This window comes from Streptomyces sp. NPDC039423, assembly GCF_055598725.1.
In genome coordinates, this window is the sequence record NZ_JBVKAH010000002.1 from 728,871 (window position 1) to 748,521 (window position 19,651).

A 19,651-nucleotide genomic window follows, 5' to 3' on the forward strand; every position below is an offset into this window, starting at 1 on the left:
CGTCCCCCCAGCCGAAGCACCGACGAACCAGAAGGGCTCCCGTATGAGCACCGCAACCGGAACCGGGCCCGGCCCGACCCGCAACAAACCGGCGCTGGCCGCGCTCGGCCTCGGCGCGTTCGTCATCGGGACCGCCGAACTCGTCATCGTCGGCGTGCTCAGCCTGATCGCCGGTGACCTGGACATCTCCGTCAGCACGGCCGGCCTCCTGGTCACCGCGTACGCGCTCGGCGTCTCCCTCGGCGGTCCGGTGGTGACGGCGGCGACCATCCGGCTGTCCCGCCGGACGCTGCTGCTGGTCGCGCTCGCCCTCTTCGTCGCGGGCAACCTGATCGCCGTGTTCTCCGCGGCCTTCGGCCTGCTGGTGGCCGCCCGCGTGCTGTGCGGCGCCATCCACGGCCTCTACCTCGGCGCCGCGTCCACCGTGGCGACCGGCCTGGTGGCCCCGGAGCACCGCGGCCAGGCCGTCGGCCTGGTCTTCGGCGGCATCTCCGTCTCGACGGTCATCGGCGTGCCGCTGGGCACCCTGATCGGGCAGGGCATGGGCTGGCAGGCCACCTTCGGCAGCGTCGTCGTGCTCGGTGTGCTCGCGCTGGTGGCCACCCTGCTGTGCGTGCCGCGGGTCGAGCACAGCACCGCCGACGGGCTCCGCGCCCAGGCCCGGCACGCCTTCCACCCGCGGGTGCTGGCGATGCTGGCGGCCACGGTCCTGCTGATGGGCTCGCAGTTCATCGCGTTCACCTACCTCACCCCGTTCCTGGAGGACGTCACCGGCATCTCCGGCGGCGCGGTGGGCGCCTTCCTGCTGATCTTCGGTGTGTTCAGCGCCATCGGTACGTTCGCGGGCGGGCGGTTCGCCGACATCAACGCCTCCGCCACCCTGCTGGTGGGCAACCTCGTCGTGATCGTGGCCATGGCCGCGCTGTGGGCGTTCGGCTCCAGCGCCTGGCTGGTGGGGCTGGCCCTGGCCGGCTGGGGCATCGTCGGTTTCGGTGTCACGCCGTCCTTCCAGCTCCGGGTCATCTCCCTCGCGGGTGAGGGCGCCGACCTGGCCGCCACGCTCGGGGCGTCCGCCGCCAACGTGGGCGTGGCGCTGGGCTCGGCGGTCGGCGGCTGGGCCCTGGCCTCCTTCGGCACCGGGGAGGTGCCGGTGGCCGCCCTGGTGGCCGCCGTCGTCGCGCTGCCCGTGGTGTGGGCCACCCGGTTCCTGAAGGCGCCGCAGGGGCCGGCGTCCGGGCCGCGCGCGGCGGACGGGGGCGGCGCGGGCGGCGCCGGGGACGTGCGGACCGTACCGGTGACGACCGCCGGCTGAGGCCGGGTCCGCCGGGCCGGAGGAGCGGCGGGGGGACCGGGGCGGGCCCCCCGGTCCCCCCGCCGTCGGCCTCAGAACCCGGTCACGTCGGCGATGGTGAACGGGAGTTCGGCCGTACCGCCGGCCATCTTGTCGAACTGCGAACGCACCACGTACAGGTGGCTGTTGCGGCGCACCAGCGTGGTCGGCATGTCCAGCGTGGCATCGACGACCTGGCGCTCCACGGTGAAGGACGTGACGTCCGGGTTCAGCCGCAGCCGGGTCAGCGTGTCGTTGCCGTAGTGCGCGACCCACACCCGGCCGGACTCCAGGTGCAGTCCGTCGCCGTACTTGAGGCTGACGGTGCCCGCCACCTTCTGCATCGCGCCCGATCTCAGGTCGATCTTGTACAGTCCGCCGCCGGCCGAGTCGACCGTGATCAGGTAGCCGCCCGCGGCGTCGGCCTCGATGCCGTTGAGCGTCACCGTCTTCGCCGGCTGCGGCGGGATGACGCCGGTCAGGTTGTACGCGGTGGTCAGCGTCCCGCCGTCGCCGCCCGCCGATATCGCGGTCCGGAGCTGCGCCGGGGTGACGCGGTAGACCACCGCGAGGTACGAGTCGGTCACGTAGGCCGAGCCGTCCGGAGCGATGTCCAGGTCGTTGAGCAGGGACGCCTCCGGGGCGGACACGGCGAAGTGCGCGACGCGCTTGCGGGTCGCGAGGTCGTAGACCATCACGCCCTTGGGGTCGGTGACCCACAGCCGGCCGGCCGGGTCGACCTTGAGGCCGGCCGCGACGGTCCGTCCGTCGGTGCCGTCCGGGAGGAACACCTCGGCGGTCTTCTGGCCGGCCGGGGTGCGGTATATCGCGCCGGTGGCGTACGAGCCGACGTAGAAGTCGCCGTTCCTGGCGTCCACGGCGATGCCCTCGGGGAAGGCCCGGGCACCGGGCAGCGTGAAGGCCGTACCGGCCGCGTACTTGGCCTCGGCGCCGTCATCCTCGGCGGCGGCCGTGCCGGTCATCGCGGTCAGGGTGAGCAGACCGGCCAGCGAAAGCCCGGCGGCCATCAGGGAACGGAAAGGGCGAATGCGGTGCACGTGTGTCTCTCTTCTCTCGAAGGGCGGCTTCGGGCCAAGCCGCCCAGGTGTGGGAGACCTTATGTTTCGGACGGCGGCGGACCGCCGGGCCGAAATGCGCCCCCAAAAACCTTCCGGTCGACCGGAAAGCTGAGGTGGGACCGAGGGTGTGGGCGCAGAAAATCCCCCGATTTCGAGGCCCGAGGACAGGCAGACTTTCTTATGTCAAGGGCGGATTTTGCCGTTCCGTGAACATTCGGGCCGGTGTTCGGGCATCGGACCGGTGCGCCGGGCGTCCGCGCGACTTCATGATGTCGAGCCGATTTCTTCGACCCCCGCCCGAACCGGCCGTTACCTTCACGGCCATGTCCCTCGCACCGGAACTCACCCGGGAAACCGGCGACGACGCGCCGCTGGATGACAAGGCGCGGGTCACCACCCTGGAGTTGTTCTTCGACCTCGCGTTCGTCTTCAACTTCACCCAGCTCGCCCGCGTCTTCAGCGACCGCATGAACCCCGAAGGGGTCCTCCAGGTCCTGCTGATCTTCTGGCTGCTGTGGTGGATGTACGGCGGCTACGCCTGGCTCACCAACCACGTCCCGCCGCACGGCAAGCACCAGCGGCTGCTGCTGCTCCTCGGCATGGCCTCGTTCCTGGTCATCGGGCTCACCACGCCCAACGCCTTCCACGGCGACGGCGTCGCCTTCGGCGTCGGCTACCTGCTGATCGTCAGCGTCCACGCGGCCCTGTTCGCCTTCAGCGGCCCCAAGGCCGCCCGCAACATGCTGCGCATCGCGCCCTTCCACGTCACCGGAGCGCTCCTGATCATCTGCGCCGGCTTCCTCGACGGGCCGCCGATGTACGCGTGCTGGGGCGGCGCCGTGCTCCTGGAGATCCTCGCGCCGATCATCACCGGCGTCTCCGGGTTCGACCTGAAACCCGGCCACTTCGTGGAACGCCACGGGCTGCTGATGATCATCGCGCTGGGCGACTCCTTCCTGGCGCTGGGCATCGGCACCGACGGCGCCCCGGCCGGACTGTCCGTGGTCACCACGGCCGTACTCATCTTCGTCATCCCGGCCTGCCTGTGGTGGGTGTACTTCAACGAGTCGGAGAAGGCGCGCCGCGCCGAGGTCGCCCTGGAGCGCCAGGACTCCACCACCCGCTCCCGCATGGCGCTGTCCGCCTTCTTCTACGCGCACGTCCCGATGCTGCTCGGGCTCATCCTGATCGCCGCGGCCGTGAAGAAGACGATCGTGCACCCCTTCGCCGAGCTGCCGCTCGCCCCCTCCCTCGCCCTGGCCGGCGGCGTCGCGCTCTACCTGGCTGGCATCGCCTGGTTCCACGGCATCCTCAAGATCGGCCCGCAGCGGTTCCACTTCGCGGCCGCCGCGCTGGCCTTCCTCACCGTGCCGGCCGGCCACTTCGGCGCCGCCGTCGGCGAGGTGATGTCCCTCGGGGCCCTGATCGTCTGCGCCCTGTTCATCGAGCACCGGTGGACCAAGCAGTCGGGCCACACCTGTTACGCACCCACGGAGAATCTGGAGGTGGTCGGCCGATGAGCACCACGGCGGATCGACTTGACGTCATCGACACCTGCACCCGCATGGGCTGGTACACCGACCAGCGCGACTGGGAGGCGCTGGAGCGGGTGTTCACGGACGAGGTCCGGCTCGACTACACCAGCCTCAACGGCGGCGAGCCGGCCGTCGTCCCCCGCAAGGGCCTGGTGGCCGCCTGGTCCGGGCTGCTCGGCAGCTTCACCGCCACCCAGCACGTGTTCAGCAACTTCCTCGTCGACCTCGACGGCGACACCGCCGTGTGCACCGCCATGTTCCAGGCCACGCACCGGCTGCCGAACGAGCACGGCGGCCCGCTGTGGACCCTCGGCGGCCACTACCGCTTTGCGCTCGTGCGCACCGACAGCGGCTGGCGCATCTCCGACATCGTCATGACGGCGACCTGGGCGGACGGGAACCAGCAACTGCTCACCATGGCCGCGAAGTCACAGGAATCCTGACCCCAGAAAGTCCGCGGCACATTGTTGGCGAGCAGCCGAAAACGGAACCACTATCTTCTGGGAATTCTCTCGGGCTTATCGAGGAGTACACATGAGTGACCTCACGGCAGCGACGCGCATCGTCGCCCAGCGCTGGTTCGACGCGCTCTCCTCCGGGGATTTCGAGACGTGTCTCGGACTGCTCGCCGACGATGTCGAGTGGATCAACTACACGCCGGTCCCCGGCTACAACGACGACATGAAGTGGATCGGCACGATCCGCGGCCGCGACGCGGTCCTCGCCAGCCTCCAGATCTTCTCCGGGGAATGCGAGATCAAGTTCGAGAAGCTGGTCAACCTGTCGGTCGACGGCGAGAACGCGGCGGGCGTCATCCACGAGCTGTCCGTGGTGCGGAGCACCGGGCTGGAATTCGAGATCGAATTCGTCCAGTGGCTGACCGTGCGCGACGGGCGGATCGTCCGCTGGAAGTCCTACACCGACCCGTCCACCATCATCCGCGCCCTGCGCGGTGACACCTCCGGGCAGGTGGCCGCCTGATGAGCGCCGACCTCGTCGCGGCGGTCCGCGACCGCGACACCGCCGACGTGGCGGGGCTGCTGGCCGCCGGCGCCGACCCGTCCACCCGGGACACCGCCAGCGGGCTGACCGTGCTGATGATCGCCGCCGGTCAGGCCGACGCCCCGACCGTCCGCGCGCTGATCGGCGCGGGCGCCGACGTCCACACCGCCGACACCCGCGCCGGCGCCACCGCCCTGCACAAGGCCTGCCAGGGCGGCAGTCTCGACGTGGTGCGCGCCCTGGTCGAGGCCGGCGCGTTCGTCGACGCCGTCGCGCCCACCACCGGGCACACCGCCCTGATGGACGCCCTCTGGTACAAGTACCCGGACATCGCCGCGTACCTGCTCGACCGGGGCGCCTCCCTCAAGGTGTACACGCACTACGGCTTCTCGCTGGAGCAGCACTTCCAGTACGAGCTGAACGTCAACACCTTCGGCAAGGACAAGCTGCTGGAGGCCGAGCGGCACCTCGACGCCCGGCGCGCGAGCGACGAGGCGGCGGTGGCCCGCCAGGAGCTGATGGCCGCCACCGCCGACGGCGACACCGCCCGCGTCCGCAAACTGCTGGACGCCGGCGCCGAGGTCGACGAGCGCTTCCCCTTCCTGGGCGGCTTCAACGACTGGCACACCCCGCTGCTGGTCGCCTCCCGCGACGGCCACGGCGAGATCGTCGCCCTGCTGCTGGAGGCGGGCGCCGACGTCAACGCCGTGGAGCCCACCTTCGGCGCCGTACCGCTGCACAAGGCGGTCTACAACGGCCACGCCGACATCACCGCGCAGCTCGTCGGCCGGCCCGGCATCGACCTGGACTTCCAGGGCGCCACGAACGGCTACACCCCGCTGCACGACGCCCTGTGGCACGGCTACGAGGAGTGCGTCCGCATCCTCGTCGGCGCCGGCGCCCGGCTCGACCTGGTCGGGCACGACGGCAAGACGCCGCTCGATCTCGCGGTCGAGGTGTTCGGCGCCGACCACGCGCTCACCGCACTGATCCGCGACACCGACGGGAAGTGACCCCATGCTGTTCTACGTCCAGATGAAGTGGAAGCACGAGGGCCGGCTCACGCTCGACGAGCTGTGGGAGCTGGAGCAGGAAGAGGCGGTCCACGCCCAGGAGACGGTCGACTCCGGCTTCTGCGTGGGCATCTGGAAGGTGGCCGCCCAGAAGCGCGTCATCGCCATCATCGACTCCCCGGACGCCGAGGAGCTCGACCGCACCGCCCTGGGCCGCCTGCCCATGCGCGAGTACCTGGAGTTCGAGCAGGTCTGGCCGCTGCGGGACTACCTCGGCTTCGCCGAGGACGTCAAGCAGCGCTACAAGGTCTGAGCGGAGCCCGCCCGGCCCCGGCCGGCGGCCCGCGCCCGCCCCCCACACCATCACCCCCACACCCCCACCCCCACCCCCACACCCCCACCCCCACGCCGTCCGGCCGCCGCCGTCCTCGCGCGGCCGGGCGGCCGCGGGGCGTGCGCACACACCGTCCGAACGGAAAACGAAGGAGGGGCTCGCGGATGAGCGGGACCCGCAGCAGTACCCACGCACTGGCCGCCCTCGGGCTCGGCGCGTTCGTGATCGGCACCGCCGAGCTGGTCATCGTCGGCGTCCTGAGCCTCATCGCCGGTGACCTCGACGTGTCCGTCGGCACGGCGGGCCTCCTCGTCACCGCGTACGCGCTCGGCATCTCCCTCGGCGGCCCCCTCGTCACGGCCGCGACCATCAAGCTGCCCCGCCGCACCCTGCTGTGGCTCGCCCTCGCGGTCTTCGTCGCCGGCAACCTCGTCGCCGTCTTCGCCTCCGCGTTCGGCCTGCTGCTGGCCGCGCGGGTCGTCACCGGCGCCATCCACGGACTGTTCATCGGCGTCGCCTCGGCCGTCGCCGCCGGACTCGTCCCGGCCGAGCGCCGCGGACAGGCCGTCTCCATGGTGTTCGGCGGCATCGCCGTGTCCACCGTCATCGGCGTCCCCCTCGGCACGCTCGTCGGCCAGTCCATCGGCTGGCGCGCCGCCTTCACCGGCATCGTGATCCTCGGCGCCCTCGCCCTCGTCGCCGTCCTCGCCCTCGTCCCCCCGGTCGACGGCAGCGGCTCCGGCGGGCTGCGCGCCCAGGCGCGGCACGCCTTCGCGCCCCGCGTGCTGGCCATGCTCGGCATCGGACTGCTGCTGCTCGGCGGGCAGTTCACCGCCTTCACCTACCTCGCCCCCTACCTGGAGGAGGTCACCGGCATCTCCGGCGGCGGCGTCAGCGCCTTCCTCCTGGTCTTCGGCCTCGCCAGCGCCATCGGCACCTTCGCCGGCGGGAAGTTCGCCGACCGGAACGCCGACCTCACCCTCCTCGTCGGCAACACCGTCCTGGTCCTCGCCCTCGGCGCGCTCCACCTCACCGGCTCCAACCCGGTGCTCGCCGCGCTCGCCCTGGCCGCCTGGGGCCTCGTCGGCTTCGGCATCGTCCCGTCGCTCCAGTTGCGGATCATCTCCCTCGCCGGCCCCGGCGGCGACCTCGCCGCCACCCTCGGCGCCTCCGCCGTCAACGCGGGCATCGCCGCCGGCGCCGCCATCGGCGGCTGGGCGGTCGCCACGTACGACGTCGGCCGCGCCCCTCTCGTCGCGCTGATCGTCTGTGCCCTCGCCCTCCCCGCCACCTGGGCCGGGCGCAAGCTCACCCTTCCCACAGTCGTGGCAAGCCCCGCCAACTAACCCACCCCCGTCAGGAGAATGACCGTGACCGAGGCAACCGGCCACCGGACCGTACGCGACGAAACGCTGGACGTCCTGCGCCGACTGGGTCTGACGACCATCTTCAGCAACCCCAGCCACACCGAGATGAAGCTCTTCGAGGCCTGGCCCGAGGACGAGTTCCGCTTCGTCATGGGCCTCCAGGAGGCCTCCGTCGTCGGCATGGCGGACGGCTACGCCCAGGCCACCGGTGAGCCCGCGCTCGTCATCATCAACGGTGGCCCCGGCCTCGCCAACGCCATGGGCAGCGTCTACACCGCCGCCTCCGCCAAGACCCCCATGGTCATCCTCGGCGGCCAGCAGGCCCGCAAGATGCTCCTCGGCGACCCGTTCCTCATCGCCAAGGACGCCACCCAGCTCCCCAAGCCGTACATCAAGTGGGCCGCCGAACCCGCCCGCCCCCAGGACGTCCCGGCCACCATCGCCCAGGCCTACCGGATCGCCAAGCAGGCGCCCCAGGGGCCCGTCTTCGTGGCCGTCCCCGAGGACGACTTCGTACGCCCCGCCGACCCCGACCCGGTCCGCATCCCCACCGTCGAGGACGCCACCGTCCCGTCGCCCGCCGCCCTGGAGCGCATCGCCGCCGCCCTCAACGGCGCCCGCCGCCCCGGACTGATCGCCGGCGGCCCGGTGGACGCCCAGGGCGCGCGCGGCGCGCTGGTCGAGCTGGCCGAGAAGCTCAACGCCCGTGTCTGGGGCGCCCCGGTGTGGAACCGCGGGGCGTTCCCGGAGGACCACCCGCTGTTCGCCGGTGTCCTGCCGCCCATCCCGGAGCTGATCAACGAGCGGCTCGCCGCCCAGCATGACGTGGTCGTCGTCCTCGGCGGGCCCGCGTTCACCCTGTTCACCGCGTGGGACCTGTTCTCCACCGCGCCCGCCGGCCTCGACCGGAGCCCCCGCCCCACCCTCACCGCCGACGTGCGGTTCCTGCACGTCACCGACGACCCGCAGGCGGCCGCCGCCACCTTGGCCGACGCGGCGTTCATCGCCCGGCCCGGCGACGTCGTCCGCGGCCTGGTCCCGCTGGTCGAGCAGCGCGAGCGGGTCGAGCTGGCCCCCGTGCGCGAGCCCGTCGCCGTACCGGAGCCGTCCACGCCGCTCACCCAGGCGTACCTGTTCCACCTGCTGTCGAAGGAACTGCCCGAGACGGCCGTCCTCTTCGAGGAACTGCCCATCGCCCGCGCCGACTTCCACGAGCAGATCCCGCTCGGCGCCGGCAACGGCTACTTCGCCACCGCCAGCGGCGCCCTCGGCTTCCCGTTCGCCGGCGCCGTCGGCTACGCGCTGGCCCGGCCGGACCGCCGCGCGGTCGTGGTCGTCGGCGAGGGCTCGGCCCAGTACACCCTGCACTCCCTGTGGACCGCCGCCCAGCACAACCTGCCGGTCACCTTCGTCATCCCCGACAACGCCGGCTACCTGTCGCTGAAGTACTACCTCCAGGACCAGAAGTCCTGGGAGAAGGGGTACGACCTCAGCGGCGTCGACATGGCCCAGCTCGCCCGCGGCTTCGGCGTGCGCGGCGAACGCGTGGAGACGCCCGAGGGCCTCCAGGCGGCGCTGCGCGAGTCGCTGAGCGCCGACGGCCCGGTCCTGCTCGACGTCGTGGTCGCCGACCCCGGCCTGTTCCGCCTCTGACCCCCCGGGAGACCCAGATGACCACCACCGCGCAGCCCACCACGGGGGCCACCGGCCCCCACCCCGAGGGCGACGTCGTCCACCACCCGGCGGGCACCGGCCCGACGTACTGGTTCGGCGACGCCATCTACACCTTCAAGGCCACCCGCGAGAACACGGGCGGGTCGCTCACCTTCGCCGAGGCGTCCGTCCCGCCCGGCGGCGGCCCGCCGTCGCACATCCACCCGCACGCCGACGAGGCGTTCTACATCCTCAACGGCGACATCGAGTTCCTCAACGGCGAGAAGACCTTCACCGCCCACGACGGCGACTTCGTCTTCGTGCCGCGCGGCACCCGCCACCGCTTCCGCAACGTCGGCCTCCACACCAGCCGGATGCTGTTCCTGTTCACCCCGGCGTACCTGGAGAAGTTCTTCATGGAGATCGGCCGGGAGGCGCGGGCCGGCGAGGCCCCGGTCCCGCTCACCGACGAGCAGAAGCGGCAGATCGTGGAGTTCGCCCCCAAGCACGACCTGCGCCTGGCGCCGTGACGGGGACCATGCGCGCCGCGGTCGTCGACGCCTTCGGCACCCCCGGCACCCTCCACGTGCGGGAGCTGCCCGTCCCGGTGCCCGGCGAGGGCGAGGTGCTGGTCCGCGTCCACGCGGCCGGCGTCAACGCCATCGACTGGGCGACCCGGGCCGGGCGGGGCGTCGGCGTCGAACGGTTCCCCGCCGTGCTCGGCTGGGACGTCTCGGGCACGGTGGCCGCCACCGGCCCGGGCGTCCGGCGGTTCACCGAGGGCGACGCCGTGTTCGGCATGCCGCGCTTCCCGGCCCTGGCGGGCGGGTACGCCGAGTACGCCGTCGCGCCGGAGGGGGAACTCGCCGCCAAGCCGGACGGGGTGGACCACGTGGTGGCCGCGTCGCTGCCCATGGTCGGGCTCACCGCCTGGCAGACGCTCTTCGAGCACGGCGCCCTGAAGGCGGGCGACCGCGTCCTGGTGTCCGGCGCCGCCGGGGGAGTGGGGCACATCGCGGTGCAGCTCGCGGCCGGCGCCGGCGCCGAGGTCATCGGCACCGCGTCCCCCGCCAACCACGACTTCGTCCGCTCCCTCGGCGCCCAGCGGGCCGTCGACTACCGGACCGTGCCCCTGGGGAAGGAGGTCACGGACGTGGATCTGGCGGTCGATCCCATGGGCGGGCCCGAGTTCCACCGGCTGCTCGACGTGGTACGGCCCGGCGGCACCCTCGTCACCCTCAAGGGCGAGGGCCCCGATCACCGGCGGACCGCCCAGGACCACGGCGTGCGCGCCGCCTTCACCTACGTCCACCCCGACGGCCCGGTCCTCGACCGGCTCGCGGGCCTGCTCGCCGCCGGGAGCATCCGCCCCGAGATCCAGCGGACCTTCCCGCTTCAGGAGGTGGCAAAGGCGCACGCACTCGGCGAGCAGGGCCACGTCCGCGGCCGCCTCGTCCTCGACCTGACCTGACCTGACCCGACCTGACCAGATCCGATCCGACCTCACCCGACCCGAGGAGCCCCCATGATCCTGGTGACCGGAGCCACCGGCCACGTCGGCGGCGAGCTGACCGCGAGGCTGGCCGGCTCCGGCCGGCCGGTACGCGCCCTGGTCAGGAACGCCGCCGAACCCCCGGCCGGGGCCCAGGCGGCCGTCGGGGACCTGAACCGCCCCGCGTCCCTGCGCGACGCGCTCGACGGCGTCCGGGCGGTGTTCCTGCTGCCCGGGTACGCCGACATGCCGGGCCTGCTCGCCGAGTTCGCCCGTGCCGGGGTCGAGCACGTGGTCCTGCTCTCCAGCATCGCCGCCCCGGACGGCGACATGGACAACGCCATCTCGCGCTTCATGATCGTCTCCGAGGAGGCGGTACGGGACTCCGGACTGCCCTGGACGATCCTGCGGCCCAGCGGCTTCATGTCCAACACCTTCCAGTGGACCGCGCAGCTCGCGGCCGGCGACCTGGTGCGCGCCCCGTTCCCGGACGTGGCCGTCGCCATGATCGACCCGTACGACATCGCCGCCGTCGCCGCGCACGTCCTGCTCGACCCCGGCCACTTCGGCCGCGCCCACGCCGTCAGCGGCCCCGAACCGCTGCTCCCCGCCGACCGGGTGCGGATCCTCGGCGAGGTCCTCGGACGCCCCCTGCGCTTCGAAGGCCTGAGCGACGCCGAGGCCCGCAAGGAGATGGAGAGCGACGGCACGCCCCCCGAGTACATCGACGCCTTCTTCCGCTACTACGCGGACGGCACCCTCGACGACTCCCGCGTCCGGCCCACCGTCGCCGAACTCCTCGGCCGGCCGCCCCGCACCTTCGACCAGTGGGCCCGCGCCCACGCCGACGCCTTCCAGGAGGACTCGCCATGAGCACCATAGAGACCGTGCAGTTCAAGCTCGTGCCCGGCACCGAGACCGCCGTGTTCGAGGACCTCGACCGCAAGGTCGAGACCGAGTACATGGTCCGGCGCCCCGGATTCGTCTCCCGCGAGGTCTCGCGCAGCGAGGACGGCGAGTACCTGGTGATCGTCCACTGGGCCACCCCCGAGGACGCCGACGCCACCATGAACGGCTTCTTCGGCGCCGCCGAGACGCAGGACTTCCTGGCCGCCGTCGACAAGACCACGGTCCGGTCGGCGCGTTACGCCAAGGTCGCCCGCTGACCCCACCGGGTCCACCGCACCACCCCCAAGGGCGCCCGGCCTGCCCGGGCGCCCTTCGCTCTGCCGCCACACCGACCGAAGGGGCACATCCATGAGATCCACTTCGCTCAGCACCGCACCCGGCCGGGAACTGCGGACGGTGATCCGCGGCGCCGTCCACCTCCCCGGCGACGCCGCCTACGACGGCGCCCGGCGGATCTGGAACGGCGCCGTGGACCGGCGGCCCGCCGCCCTCGTCCGCTGCGCCGACGAACGGGACGTGGCCACCGCCGTCCGTGTGGCCCGGGCGCACGGCCTGCCCCTGTCGGTGCGCGGCGGCGGCCACGACTGGGCCGGCCGGGCACTGTGCGACGGCGGCGTCGTCGTGGACCTCCGGGCGCTCGACGCCATCACCGTGGACGCGGCCGTCGGCACCGCCGAGGTCCAGGGCGGCGTCCGGGCCGGGGGCCTGGTCACCGCGGCCCACCGGCACGGCGCGCGGGCCGTGCTCGGCACGGTCAAGGCCGTGGGCGTGGCCGGGCTCACCCTGGGCGGCGGGTACGGGCTGCTCACCGGCAGCCACGGCCTGGCCGCCGACAACCTGCTCGGCGCGCACGTCGTCCTCGCCGACGGCACCGAGGTCACCGCGGACGCCGAGGAGCACCCCGACCTGTACTGGGCGCTGCGCGGCGGCGGCGGCAACTTCGGCGTCACCACCCGGCTGCGCCTCCGCGTCCACCCCGGCACCACCGTGGTGTCCGGCCTGCTGCTGTTCCCCCTGGACCAGGCCGCGTCCGTGCTGCGCGCCCACCGCGAGGTGCTGGCCGGCGCACCGGACGGACTGACCGTGATGGCGGGCTTCTTCACCGGCCCGGACGGCTCCCCGGTGCTCTTCCTGCTGCCCCTGTGGAGCGGCGACCCGGCGCGGGGCGAGGAGGTCACCGGCGCGCTCGCCCGGCTCGGCACACCGGTGTTCAACGGGCTCGCCCCCATGGCCTACCAGGACGTCCTCGGCCTGTTCGACGACACGATCGTCGACGGCCGGCACAACGAGATGCGCACCCGCTGGCTGCCCGGGCTCACCGACACCACCACGGACCTGCTCGTCTCGGCGGCCGCCCGGATGACGTCCCCGTACTCCGGGATCTTCCTGCACCACTTCCACGGCGCCGCCGCCCGCGTCCCCGCCGACGCCACGCCGTTCGCGCTGCGCCGGGACCACCTCCTGGTCGAGATCGCCGGGTCGTGGGTGCCGGAGGGCGACACGGCCGCCGACGTCGCCCACCGCGAGTGGGCCCGCGGGGTGTCCGCCGAGCTCGCCGGGCACGCGCTGCCGGGCGGCTACCCCAACCTCCTCGGCGCGGACGAACGCGACCGCGCCCTGCTCGGCTTCGGCCCCAACGCCGCCCGGCTGCTGGACGTCAAGCGCCGCTACGACCCCGACGGCGTGTTCAGCGCCGTACCGGCCCTCGCCCCGGCCCGTCACCCCTGACGGCCCGCCGCCCGGCCCCACGACGAGGCCGCCGCCCCGGCGGACAGCCGGGGCGGCGGCCTCCCCGCACGGGCGGCGGCCCGACGAGCGGGTACCGGCGGCCCTCAGTCCGGCACCGGGACCGGCTCGGGCTCGGCGCCCGCCACCGGGGCCGCCGCCACGCCCCGCCCCCGGCCGCGCCGGGCCGTCACCCACAGCGCCACCGGCTCGGTGAACCGCGCCGCCACCGGCCCGAAGACGACCAGCAGCAGGACATACGCCGTCGCCAGCGGCCCCAGCGCCGGTTCCACGCCCGCCGCGACCGCGAGCCCCGCGATCACGATGGAGAACTCGCCCCGCGCCACCAGGGCGCCGCCGGCCCGCCACCGCCCGCGCTCGCCGATGCCCGCGCGCTTGGCCGCCCAGTACCCCGTACCGATCTTCGTCAGGGCCGTCAGCAGCGCCAGCACCAGCGCGGGCGCCAGCACGGGCGGGATCGTCGCCGGGTCCGTACTGAGCCCGAAGAAGACGAAGAACACCGCGGCGAACAGGTCCCGCAGCGGCATCAGCAGGTGGTGGGTGTTCTCCGCCACCTCGCCGGACAGCGCGATGCCCACCAGGAACGCGCCGACCGCCGCCGACACCTGGAGTTCCTGGGCGAACCCGGACACCAGCAGCGTCAGGCCGAGGACCACCAGCAGCAGCTTCTCCGGGTCGTCGCTGGAGATGAACCGCGAGATGTGCCGCCCGTACCGCACGGCGACGACCAGCACCACCCCGACCGCGCCCAGCGCGATGGCCAGCGTGACCCCGCCGGCCGCCCAGCCGGCGCCGGCGAGCAGCGTCGTCAGGATCGGCAGGTACACCGCCATCGCCAGGTCCTCCAGGACCAGCACGCTCAGGATGGCCGGCGTCTCGCGGTTGCCGATCCGCCCCAGGTCGCCCAGCACCTTGGCGATCACCCCGGACGACGACACCCACGTCACCCCGGCCAGCACCACCGCCGCCACCGGGCCCCAGCCCAGCAGCAGCGCGGCGGCCGCCCCCGGCACGGCGTTGAGCACGAAGTCCACGGCACCCGCCGGGGCGTGCGTCCGCAGATGGCCCACCAGGTCACCGGCCGTGTACTCCAGCCCCAGCATCAGCAGCAGCAGGACGACCCCGATCTCGGCGCCGATCTCGATGAACTCCTCACTGCCGCCCAGCGGGACGATCCCGCCGTGCCCGAAGACCAGCCCGGCCAGCAGGTACAGCGGGATGGGGGAGAAGCGCACCCGCGCGGCGAAGCGGCCGAGCAGGCCCAGGGCCAGCACGACCGCACCGAACTCGATCAGGAAGACGGCGGAATGCACGGCATCACTTCCGTTCGAGGATCGCGTGCGCCGCGTCGACGCCCTCGCGCGTCCCGACGACGATGACCGTGTCCCCACCGCGCAGCCGGAACTCCGGCCCCGGCGACGGGATGGGGTGCGCCCGCCGCATCACGGCGACGATCGACGCGCCGGTCGCCGTCCGCATCCGCGTCTCGCCGAGCTGCCGCCCGTTCCAGTACGAGTCGCCGGTGACCGTGACCCGTTCCGCCAGCAGCCCGAAGTCACTGGTGTGCAGCAGGTTCGGGTTGTTGTGGCCGGGCAGCAGCGCCTCGGTCAGGGTGAGCGCCTCCGCTCCGGTCAGCCGCATGGACAGACCGCACGAGTCGGGGTCGTCGTCGTGGTGGACGTTGAGCGTGCGGGTGCCGTCGCGGTGGGCGACGACCGACAGGGTGTCGTGCCGGCGGGTCGTGAGCTCGTACTGCACGCCGATCCCGGGCAGCGGGGTGGTCCTCAGTCGCGGTGCGGGCATGGCGGGTCGCCTCCCTCTCAGTCGTAGTCAGCGGTGCGGGCGGAGCCAGACGGCACCCAGCGGCGGCAGGGTGAGCTCCGCGCTCGCGGGCAGCCCCTGCCAGGGCACCTCCCCGGCCCGGACCGGCCCGGGGTTCGTCGCACCGCTGCCGCCGTAGGCCGCCGCGTCGGTGTTCAGCACCTCGGTCCAGTCGCCCGCCGACGGCAGACCGACCCGGAAGCCGGGGCGCGCGGCGGGCTGGAAGTTGTAGACGCACACCAGCGGTCCGCCCGGTCCGCCGTACCGCACGAACGAGTACACGTTGTCCTGGGCCGCGTCGGCGTCGATCCAGCGGAAGCCCTCGGGCCGGCAGTCCCGGCTCCACAGCGCCGGGTCCGCGAGGTAGTGCCGGTTGAGGTCGCGCACCAGGTCGCGGACGCCCGCGTGCGGGGCGTGCCCCGTCAGCGACCACTCCGGTCCCCGGTCGTGGGACCACTCGCCCTCCTGGGCGAACTCCTGCCCCATGAACAGCAGGTGCTTGCCCGGGAAGGCCCACATCCAGGCCAGGTAGGCCCGCAGGTTGGCGAACCGCTGCCAGGGGTCGCCGGGCATCTTGCCGAGCAGCGACCCCTTGCCGTGCACCACCTCGTCGTGGCTGATCGGCAGCAGGTGGTTCTCGGCGTACGCGTACATCATCGCGAACGTCATCGCGTGGTGGTGGTACTGGCGGTGCACCGGGTCGTGGGCCATGTAGGCCAGCGAGTCGTGCATCCAGCCCATGTTCCACTTGAGGTCGAAGCCCAGCCCGCCGTGGTCCGTGGAGCGGGTCACGCCGTCCCAGGCCGTGGACTCCTCCGCGATGGTCACCACACCGGGGCAGCGGCGGTGCACGGTGGCGTTCATCTCCTGGAGGAACTCCACCGCCTCCAGGTGCTCGCGCCCGCCGTAGGCGTTGGGCAGCCACTCGCCGTCCCGGCGCGAGTAGTCCAGGTAGAGCATGGAGGCCACGGCGTCCACCCGCACCCCGTCGACATGGAACTCCTCGCACCAGTACACGGCGTTCGCGACCAGGAAGTTGCGCACCTCCGTGCGCCCGTAGTCGAAGACGAGGGTCCCCCAGTCGGGGTGCTCGCCCCGGCGCGGATCGGGGTGCTCGTACAGCGGGGTGCCGTCGAACCGGGCGAGCGCCCAGTCGTCCTTCGGGAAGTGGGCCGGCACCCAGTCCACGATCACCCCGATGCCCGCCTGGTGCAGCCGGTCCACCAGGTACCGGAAGTCGTCCGGGGTGCCGAGCTTCGCCATGGGCGCGTAGTAGGAGGTCACCTGGTAGCCCCAGGAGCCGCCGAAGGGGTGCTCCGCGGGCGGCAGGAACTCCACGTGGCTGAAGCCCAGCCCCTTGAGGTACGCGGGGAGTTCGCGCGCCAGCTCCCGGTAGCCGAGGCCGGGCCGCCAGGAGGGCAGGTGCATCTCGTACACGCTCATCGGCGCCTCGGTGGCGTCCCGCTCCCCGCGCCGGCGCATCCAGTCGCCGTCGTTCCAGCGGTACGCGGAGGCGTGCACCACCGACGCGGTGCCGGGCGCCGGTTCGGCCGACGAGGCGAGCGGGTCGGCCTTCTGTATCCAGCGGCCGTCGGGCGTGAGGATCTCGTACTTGTAGCGGCAGCCCGGCTCCGCCCCCGGGACGAACAGCTCCCACACCCCGCTCGCGCCCAGCGACCGGAGCGGATGGGCGGCGCCGTCCCAGTGGTTGAGGTCGCCGACCAGACGGACGGCGCGGGCGTCGGGCGCCCACACCGCGAAGGCGGTGCCGGGGACCGGCCCGTGGCCGGAGTCGTGCTCCCGGACGTTCGCCCCGAGGACCCGCCACAACTGCTCGTGCCGGCCCTCCCGGATCAGGTGCAGGTCGAGCTCGCCGAGCGTGGGCAGGTAGCGGTAGGGGTCGTCGTAGCTGTGGACCTCGTCGCCGTACACCGCGGCGACCCGGTAGTCGGGGACGTCCGCCCCGGGGACCACCCCGGAGAAGACGCCGCCGTCCTCGTGGCGCAGCTCGGCCAGCGGCTCGCCGGCCGGTGTGGTGAGCGTGACCCGGTCGGCCAGCGGGCGCAGCACGCGCACCGTCACGCCGGCCGGGCCGGGATGCGGTCCGAGCAGGGCGTGCGGGTCGCTGACCTCGCCGGTGGTCAGCCGCCTGAGGTCGGTGGCGGCCAGTGGGGTGGTGGTGGTCAGGTCCCTGGTCACGGTGTGCTGTCCCCGTCCGTGAAGACGTGCGCGACCTGCCGGCGCGGGTCGAGGCGTACGTAGTTGGTGCGGCCCCAGGTGTAGGTGGCGCCGTCGTCGGAGAGGGCGTCGCGGACGGTGAAGGTCTCGGTCCGCTCCAGGCCCAGGGCGGGCAGGTCCAGCGAGACGGTCGTCTCCCGGACCCCGTGCGGGTCGAGGTTGAGCACCACGAGCACCCAGTCGTCCCCGTGCCGTTTGGAGAAGCAGACCACCGCGTCGTCCTCGGCGCGGTGCAGGCGCAGGTTGCGGAGCTGCCGGAGGGCCGGGTGGGCGCGGCGCACCTCGTTGAGGGTGCGCAGCAGGGGCGTCAGGGTGGTGCCCGCGGCCTCCTCGGCGGCCCAGTCACGGGGCCGGTACTGGTACTTCTCCGAGTCCAGGTACTCCTCGCTGCCGGGCCCGGCGGCCACGTTCTCGCACAGCTCGAACCCCGCGTAGACGCCCCACGAGGGGGACGCCGTGGCGGCGAGGACGGCCCGCACCTCGAAGGCGGGCCGGCCGCCGTACTGGAGGTAGGCGTGCAGGATGTCCGGGGTGTTCACGAACAGGTTGGGGCGCAGATAGGCGGCGCTCTCCTGGCCGTCCAGCCCCGCCAGTTCGGACAGGTACGACTCGACCTCGTCCTTGGAATTGCGCCAGGTGAAGTACGTGTACGACTGGTGGAACCCGACCCGCGCCAGGGCGTGCAGCATCGCCGGGCGGGTGAAGGCCTCGGCCAGGAACAGCACGTCGGGGTCGGTGGCGTGGACCGCCTCGATCAGCCGCTCCCAGAACGCCACCGGCTTGGTGTGCGGGTTGTCGACCCGGAAGATCCGCACCCCGTGCGCCATCCAGTGGCGCAGGATCCGCAGGCACTCCGCGTGCAGCCCCTCGGGGTCGGTGTCGAAGTCGATCGGGTAGATGTCCTGGTACTTCTTGGGCGGGTTCTCGGCGTACGCGATCGAGCCGTCGACCCGGTGCCGGAACCACTCGGGGTGCTCCTTCACCCACGGGTGGTCGGGGGAACACTGGAGGGCGAAGTCCAGCGCGACCTCCAGGCCCAGCTCGCGGGCCCGGCCCACGAAGGCGTCGAAGTCGTCGAGCGTGCCCAGGTCCGGGTGGACCGCGTCGTGGCCGCCGTCGGCCGAGCCGATCGCCCACGGGGAGCCCGGGTCGTGGGGCCCCGGCGTGAGCGTGTTGTTGGCGCCCTTGCGGTGGGAGGTGCCGATCGGGTGGACGGGCGGCAGGTACACCACGTCGAAGCCCATCGCCGCCACCGCGTCCAGCCGGTGCGCCGCCGTGCGGAACGTGCCCGAGCGGGGCGGCTCCGGCTGCCCGCCGGGGCCCGGCTCCGTGGGCACGACCGCGCCCTCGGAGCGCGGGAAGAACTCGTACCACGAGCCGAACAGGGCGCGTTGGCGGTCCACCCGCAGCGGCAGCTCGCCCGACGGGGTCACCAGCTCCCGCAGCGGGCGGGCCGCCAGCAGGCCGGTCACCACGGGGGCGAGGGCCGCGGCGTGCCGTTGCGCCACGGGCCGGGAGGTGTCCCGCAGACGGGCGGCCGCCTCCGTCAGCACGCCCGCCTCGGCGGCCGGGAACGCCTCCGCGGCCCGCTCCAGCAGGACGGCCCCCTCGGCCAGGACCAGTTCCACGTCGATCCCCGCCGGGACCTTCACCTCCGCGGTGTGGCGCCAGGTCGCCACCGGGTCGGTCCAGGCCTCCACCCGGTACGTCCAGTCACCCTCCCGGTCCGCCGACACCGGCGCCGCGTACCGGTCGGTGCCGGGCGCGGTCGGCCGCATGGGCGTCCACGGGCCGGTCTCCCCGTCCGGACCGGTCAGCACCACGTTGGCGGCCACCGCCTCGTGCCCCTCGCGGAACACGGTCGCGCTCACCTCGAACACCTCGCCCGGCACGGCACGGGCGGGGCGCCGCCCCCCGTCCACACAGGGCCGCACGTCCACCACCGGGATCCGCCCGACGGTGGGCGCGAAGGTCCGGGGCGGGGTCGCCCGGGTCGCCTCGGGGCCGCCCGCCCGGCGCGCGGGACCGGCCGCGCCGGCCACGCTCCGGGGAGCGCCGGCACCGGCGGGCCGGGCCGCGCCCTTCGGCGTGGCGTCGCGCTCTCTGGTCCTGCCGTGCATCGTCATGCCTCC

The 19,651-nt window shown here is 73.3% G+C and carries 18 protein-coding genes; 13 read left to right on the plus strand and 5 right to left on the minus strand.

The features are described from left to right. Nucleotides 1-43 precede the first annotated feature (43 nt). The gene (locus tag ACZ7LK_RS09355; protein ID WP_392272063.1) at nt 44-1,312 is read left to right on the plus strand and encodes an MFS transporter; all 1,269 of its coding nucleotides are present in this window, start codon (nt 44-46) and stop codon (nt 1,310-1,312) included. Nucleotides 1,313-1,383: 71 nt separating this feature from the next. On the opposite strand, the gene ACZ7LK_RS09360 is transcribed toward ACZ7LK_RS09355, so the two are convergent. Continuing rightward, entirely contained in the window at nt 1,384-2,358 is a 975-nt protein-coding gene (locus ACZ7LK_RS09360; protein ID WP_392272062.1) for an SMP-30/gluconolactonase/LRE family protein, read from the minus strand. A 374-nt stretch (nt 2,359-2,732) separates the two neighbouring features. On the opposite strand from ACZ7LK_RS09360, the gene ACZ7LK_RS09365 reads away from it, so the two are divergent. The 12 genes from ACZ7LK_RS09365 to ACZ7LK_RS09420 all read left to right on the plus strand — a co-directional run bounded on the left by ACZ7LK_RS09365 (nt 2,733) and on the right by ACZ7LK_RS09420 (nt 13,442). Next, nucleotides 2,733-3,929 (plus strand): low temperature requirement protein A, encoded by a 1,197-nt coding sequence (locus ACZ7LK_RS09365; RefSeq protein ID WP_471139286.1) that lies wholly within the window; start codon nt 2,733-2,735, stop codon nt 3,927-3,929. Further along, a complete protein-coding gene (locus ACZ7LK_RS09370) occupies nt 3,926-4,387 on the plus strand; it encodes a nuclear transport factor 2 family protein (RefSeq protein ID WP_392272060.1) in 462 nt (153 codons plus the stop codon). Before ACZ7LK_RS09365 ends, ACZ7LK_RS09370 begins: the two co-directional genes overlap by 4 nt. A gap of 91 nt (nt 4,388-4,478) precedes the next feature. Then, nucleotides 4,479-4,925, plus strand: a complete 447-nt coding sequence (locus tag ACZ7LK_RS09375) for a nuclear transport factor 2 family protein (RefSeq protein WP_392272059.1) — start codon at nt 4,479-4,481, stop codon at nt 4,923-4,925. Next, entirely contained in the window at nt 4,925-5,959 is a 1,035-nt protein-coding gene (locus ACZ7LK_RS09380; protein ID WP_392272058.1) for an ankyrin repeat domain-containing protein, read from the plus strand. The genes ACZ7LK_RS09375 and ACZ7LK_RS09380 overlap by 1 nt, the downstream gene beginning before the upstream one ends. A gap of 4 nt (nt 5,960-5,963) precedes the next feature. Beyond that, nucleotides 5,964-6,272 (plus strand): muconolactone Delta-isomerase, encoded by a 309-nt coding sequence (locus ACZ7LK_RS09385; RefSeq protein WP_392272057.1) that lies wholly within the window; start codon nt 5,964-5,966, stop codon nt 6,270-6,272. A gap of 185 nt (nt 6,273-6,457) precedes the next feature. Next, on the plus strand, nt 6,458-7,639 hold the full coding sequence (locus ACZ7LK_RS09390) for an MFS transporter (RefSeq protein WP_392272056.1): 1,182 nt from the start codon (nt 6,458-6,460) through the stop codon (nt 7,637-7,639). 24 nt (nt 7,640-7,663) lie between these two features. After that, nucleotides 7,664-9,313, plus strand: a complete 1,650-nt coding sequence (gene mdlC, locus ACZ7LK_RS09395) for a benzoylformate decarboxylase (RefSeq protein WP_471139292.1) — start codon at nt 7,664-7,666, stop codon at nt 9,311-9,313. Between the two features lie 17 nt (nt 9,314-9,330). Continuing rightward, entirely contained in the window at nt 9,331-9,843 is a 513-nt protein-coding gene (locus ACZ7LK_RS09400) for a quercetin 2,3-dioxygenase (protein WP_471139295.1), read from the plus strand. Next, on the plus strand, nt 9,840-10,784 hold the full coding sequence (locus ACZ7LK_RS09405) for an NADP-dependent oxidoreductase (RefSeq protein ID WP_392272053.1): 945 nt from the start codon (nt 9,840-9,842) through the stop codon (nt 10,782-10,784). Before ACZ7LK_RS09400 ends, ACZ7LK_RS09405 begins: the two co-directional genes overlap by 4 nt. A 54-nt stretch (nt 10,785-10,838) precedes the next feature. Then, the gene (locus ACZ7LK_RS09410; RefSeq protein WP_471139299.1) at nt 10,839-11,678 is read left to right on the plus strand and encodes an NAD(P)H-binding protein; all 840 of its coding nucleotides are present in this window, start codon (nt 10,839-10,841) and stop codon (nt 11,676-11,678) included. Beyond that, the gene (locus ACZ7LK_RS09415) at nt 11,675-11,971 is read left to right on the plus strand and encodes an antibiotic biosynthesis monooxygenase family protein (RefSeq protein WP_471139302.1); all 297 of its coding nucleotides are present in this window, start codon (nt 11,675-11,677) and stop codon (nt 11,969-11,971) included. The genes ACZ7LK_RS09410 and ACZ7LK_RS09415 overlap by 4 nt, the downstream gene beginning before the upstream one ends. Nucleotides 11,972-12,062: 91 nt before the next feature. Further along, complete coding sequence (locus ACZ7LK_RS09420; RefSeq protein ID WP_471139305.1) at nt 12,063-13,442, plus strand: FAD-binding oxidoreductase; 1,380 nt, start codon at nt 12,063-12,065, stop codon at nt 13,440-13,442. A 104-nt stretch (nt 13,443-13,546) separates the two neighbouring features. Here ACZ7LK_RS09420 and ACZ7LK_RS09425 read toward each other — a convergent pair whose 3' ends face one another. The 4 genes from ACZ7LK_RS09425 to ACZ7LK_RS09440 are packed head-to-tail and all read right to left on the minus strand — an operon-like array spanning nt 13,547 to nt 19,639. After that, nucleotides 13,547-14,773 (minus strand): cation:proton antiporter, encoded by a 1,227-nt coding sequence (locus ACZ7LK_RS09425; RefSeq protein ID WP_392272049.1) that lies wholly within the window; start codon nt 14,771-14,773, stop codon nt 13,547-13,549. Between the two features lie 4 nt (nt 14,774-14,777). Continuing rightward, on the minus strand, nt 14,778-15,263 hold the full coding sequence (locus ACZ7LK_RS09430; RefSeq protein WP_392272048.1) for a cation:proton antiporter regulatory subunit: 486 nt from the start codon (nt 15,261-15,263) through the stop codon (nt 14,778-14,780). A 27-nt stretch (nt 15,264-15,290) separates the two neighbouring features. Next, complete coding sequence (gene glgB / locus ACZ7LK_RS09435; RefSeq protein ID WP_392272047.1) at nt 15,291-17,480, minus strand: 1,4-alpha-glucan branching protein GlgB; 2,190 nt, start codon at nt 17,478-17,480, stop codon at nt 15,291-15,293. Further along, nucleotides 17,477-19,639 (minus strand): alpha-1,4-glucan--maltose-1-phosphate maltosyltransferase, encoded by a 2,163-nt coding sequence (locus ACZ7LK_RS09440; protein WP_471139580.1) that lies wholly within the window; start codon nt 19,637-19,639, stop codon nt 17,477-17,479. The genes glgB and ACZ7LK_RS09440 overlap by 4 nt, the downstream gene beginning before the upstream one ends. Nucleotides 19,640-19,651 lie beyond the last annotated feature (12 nt).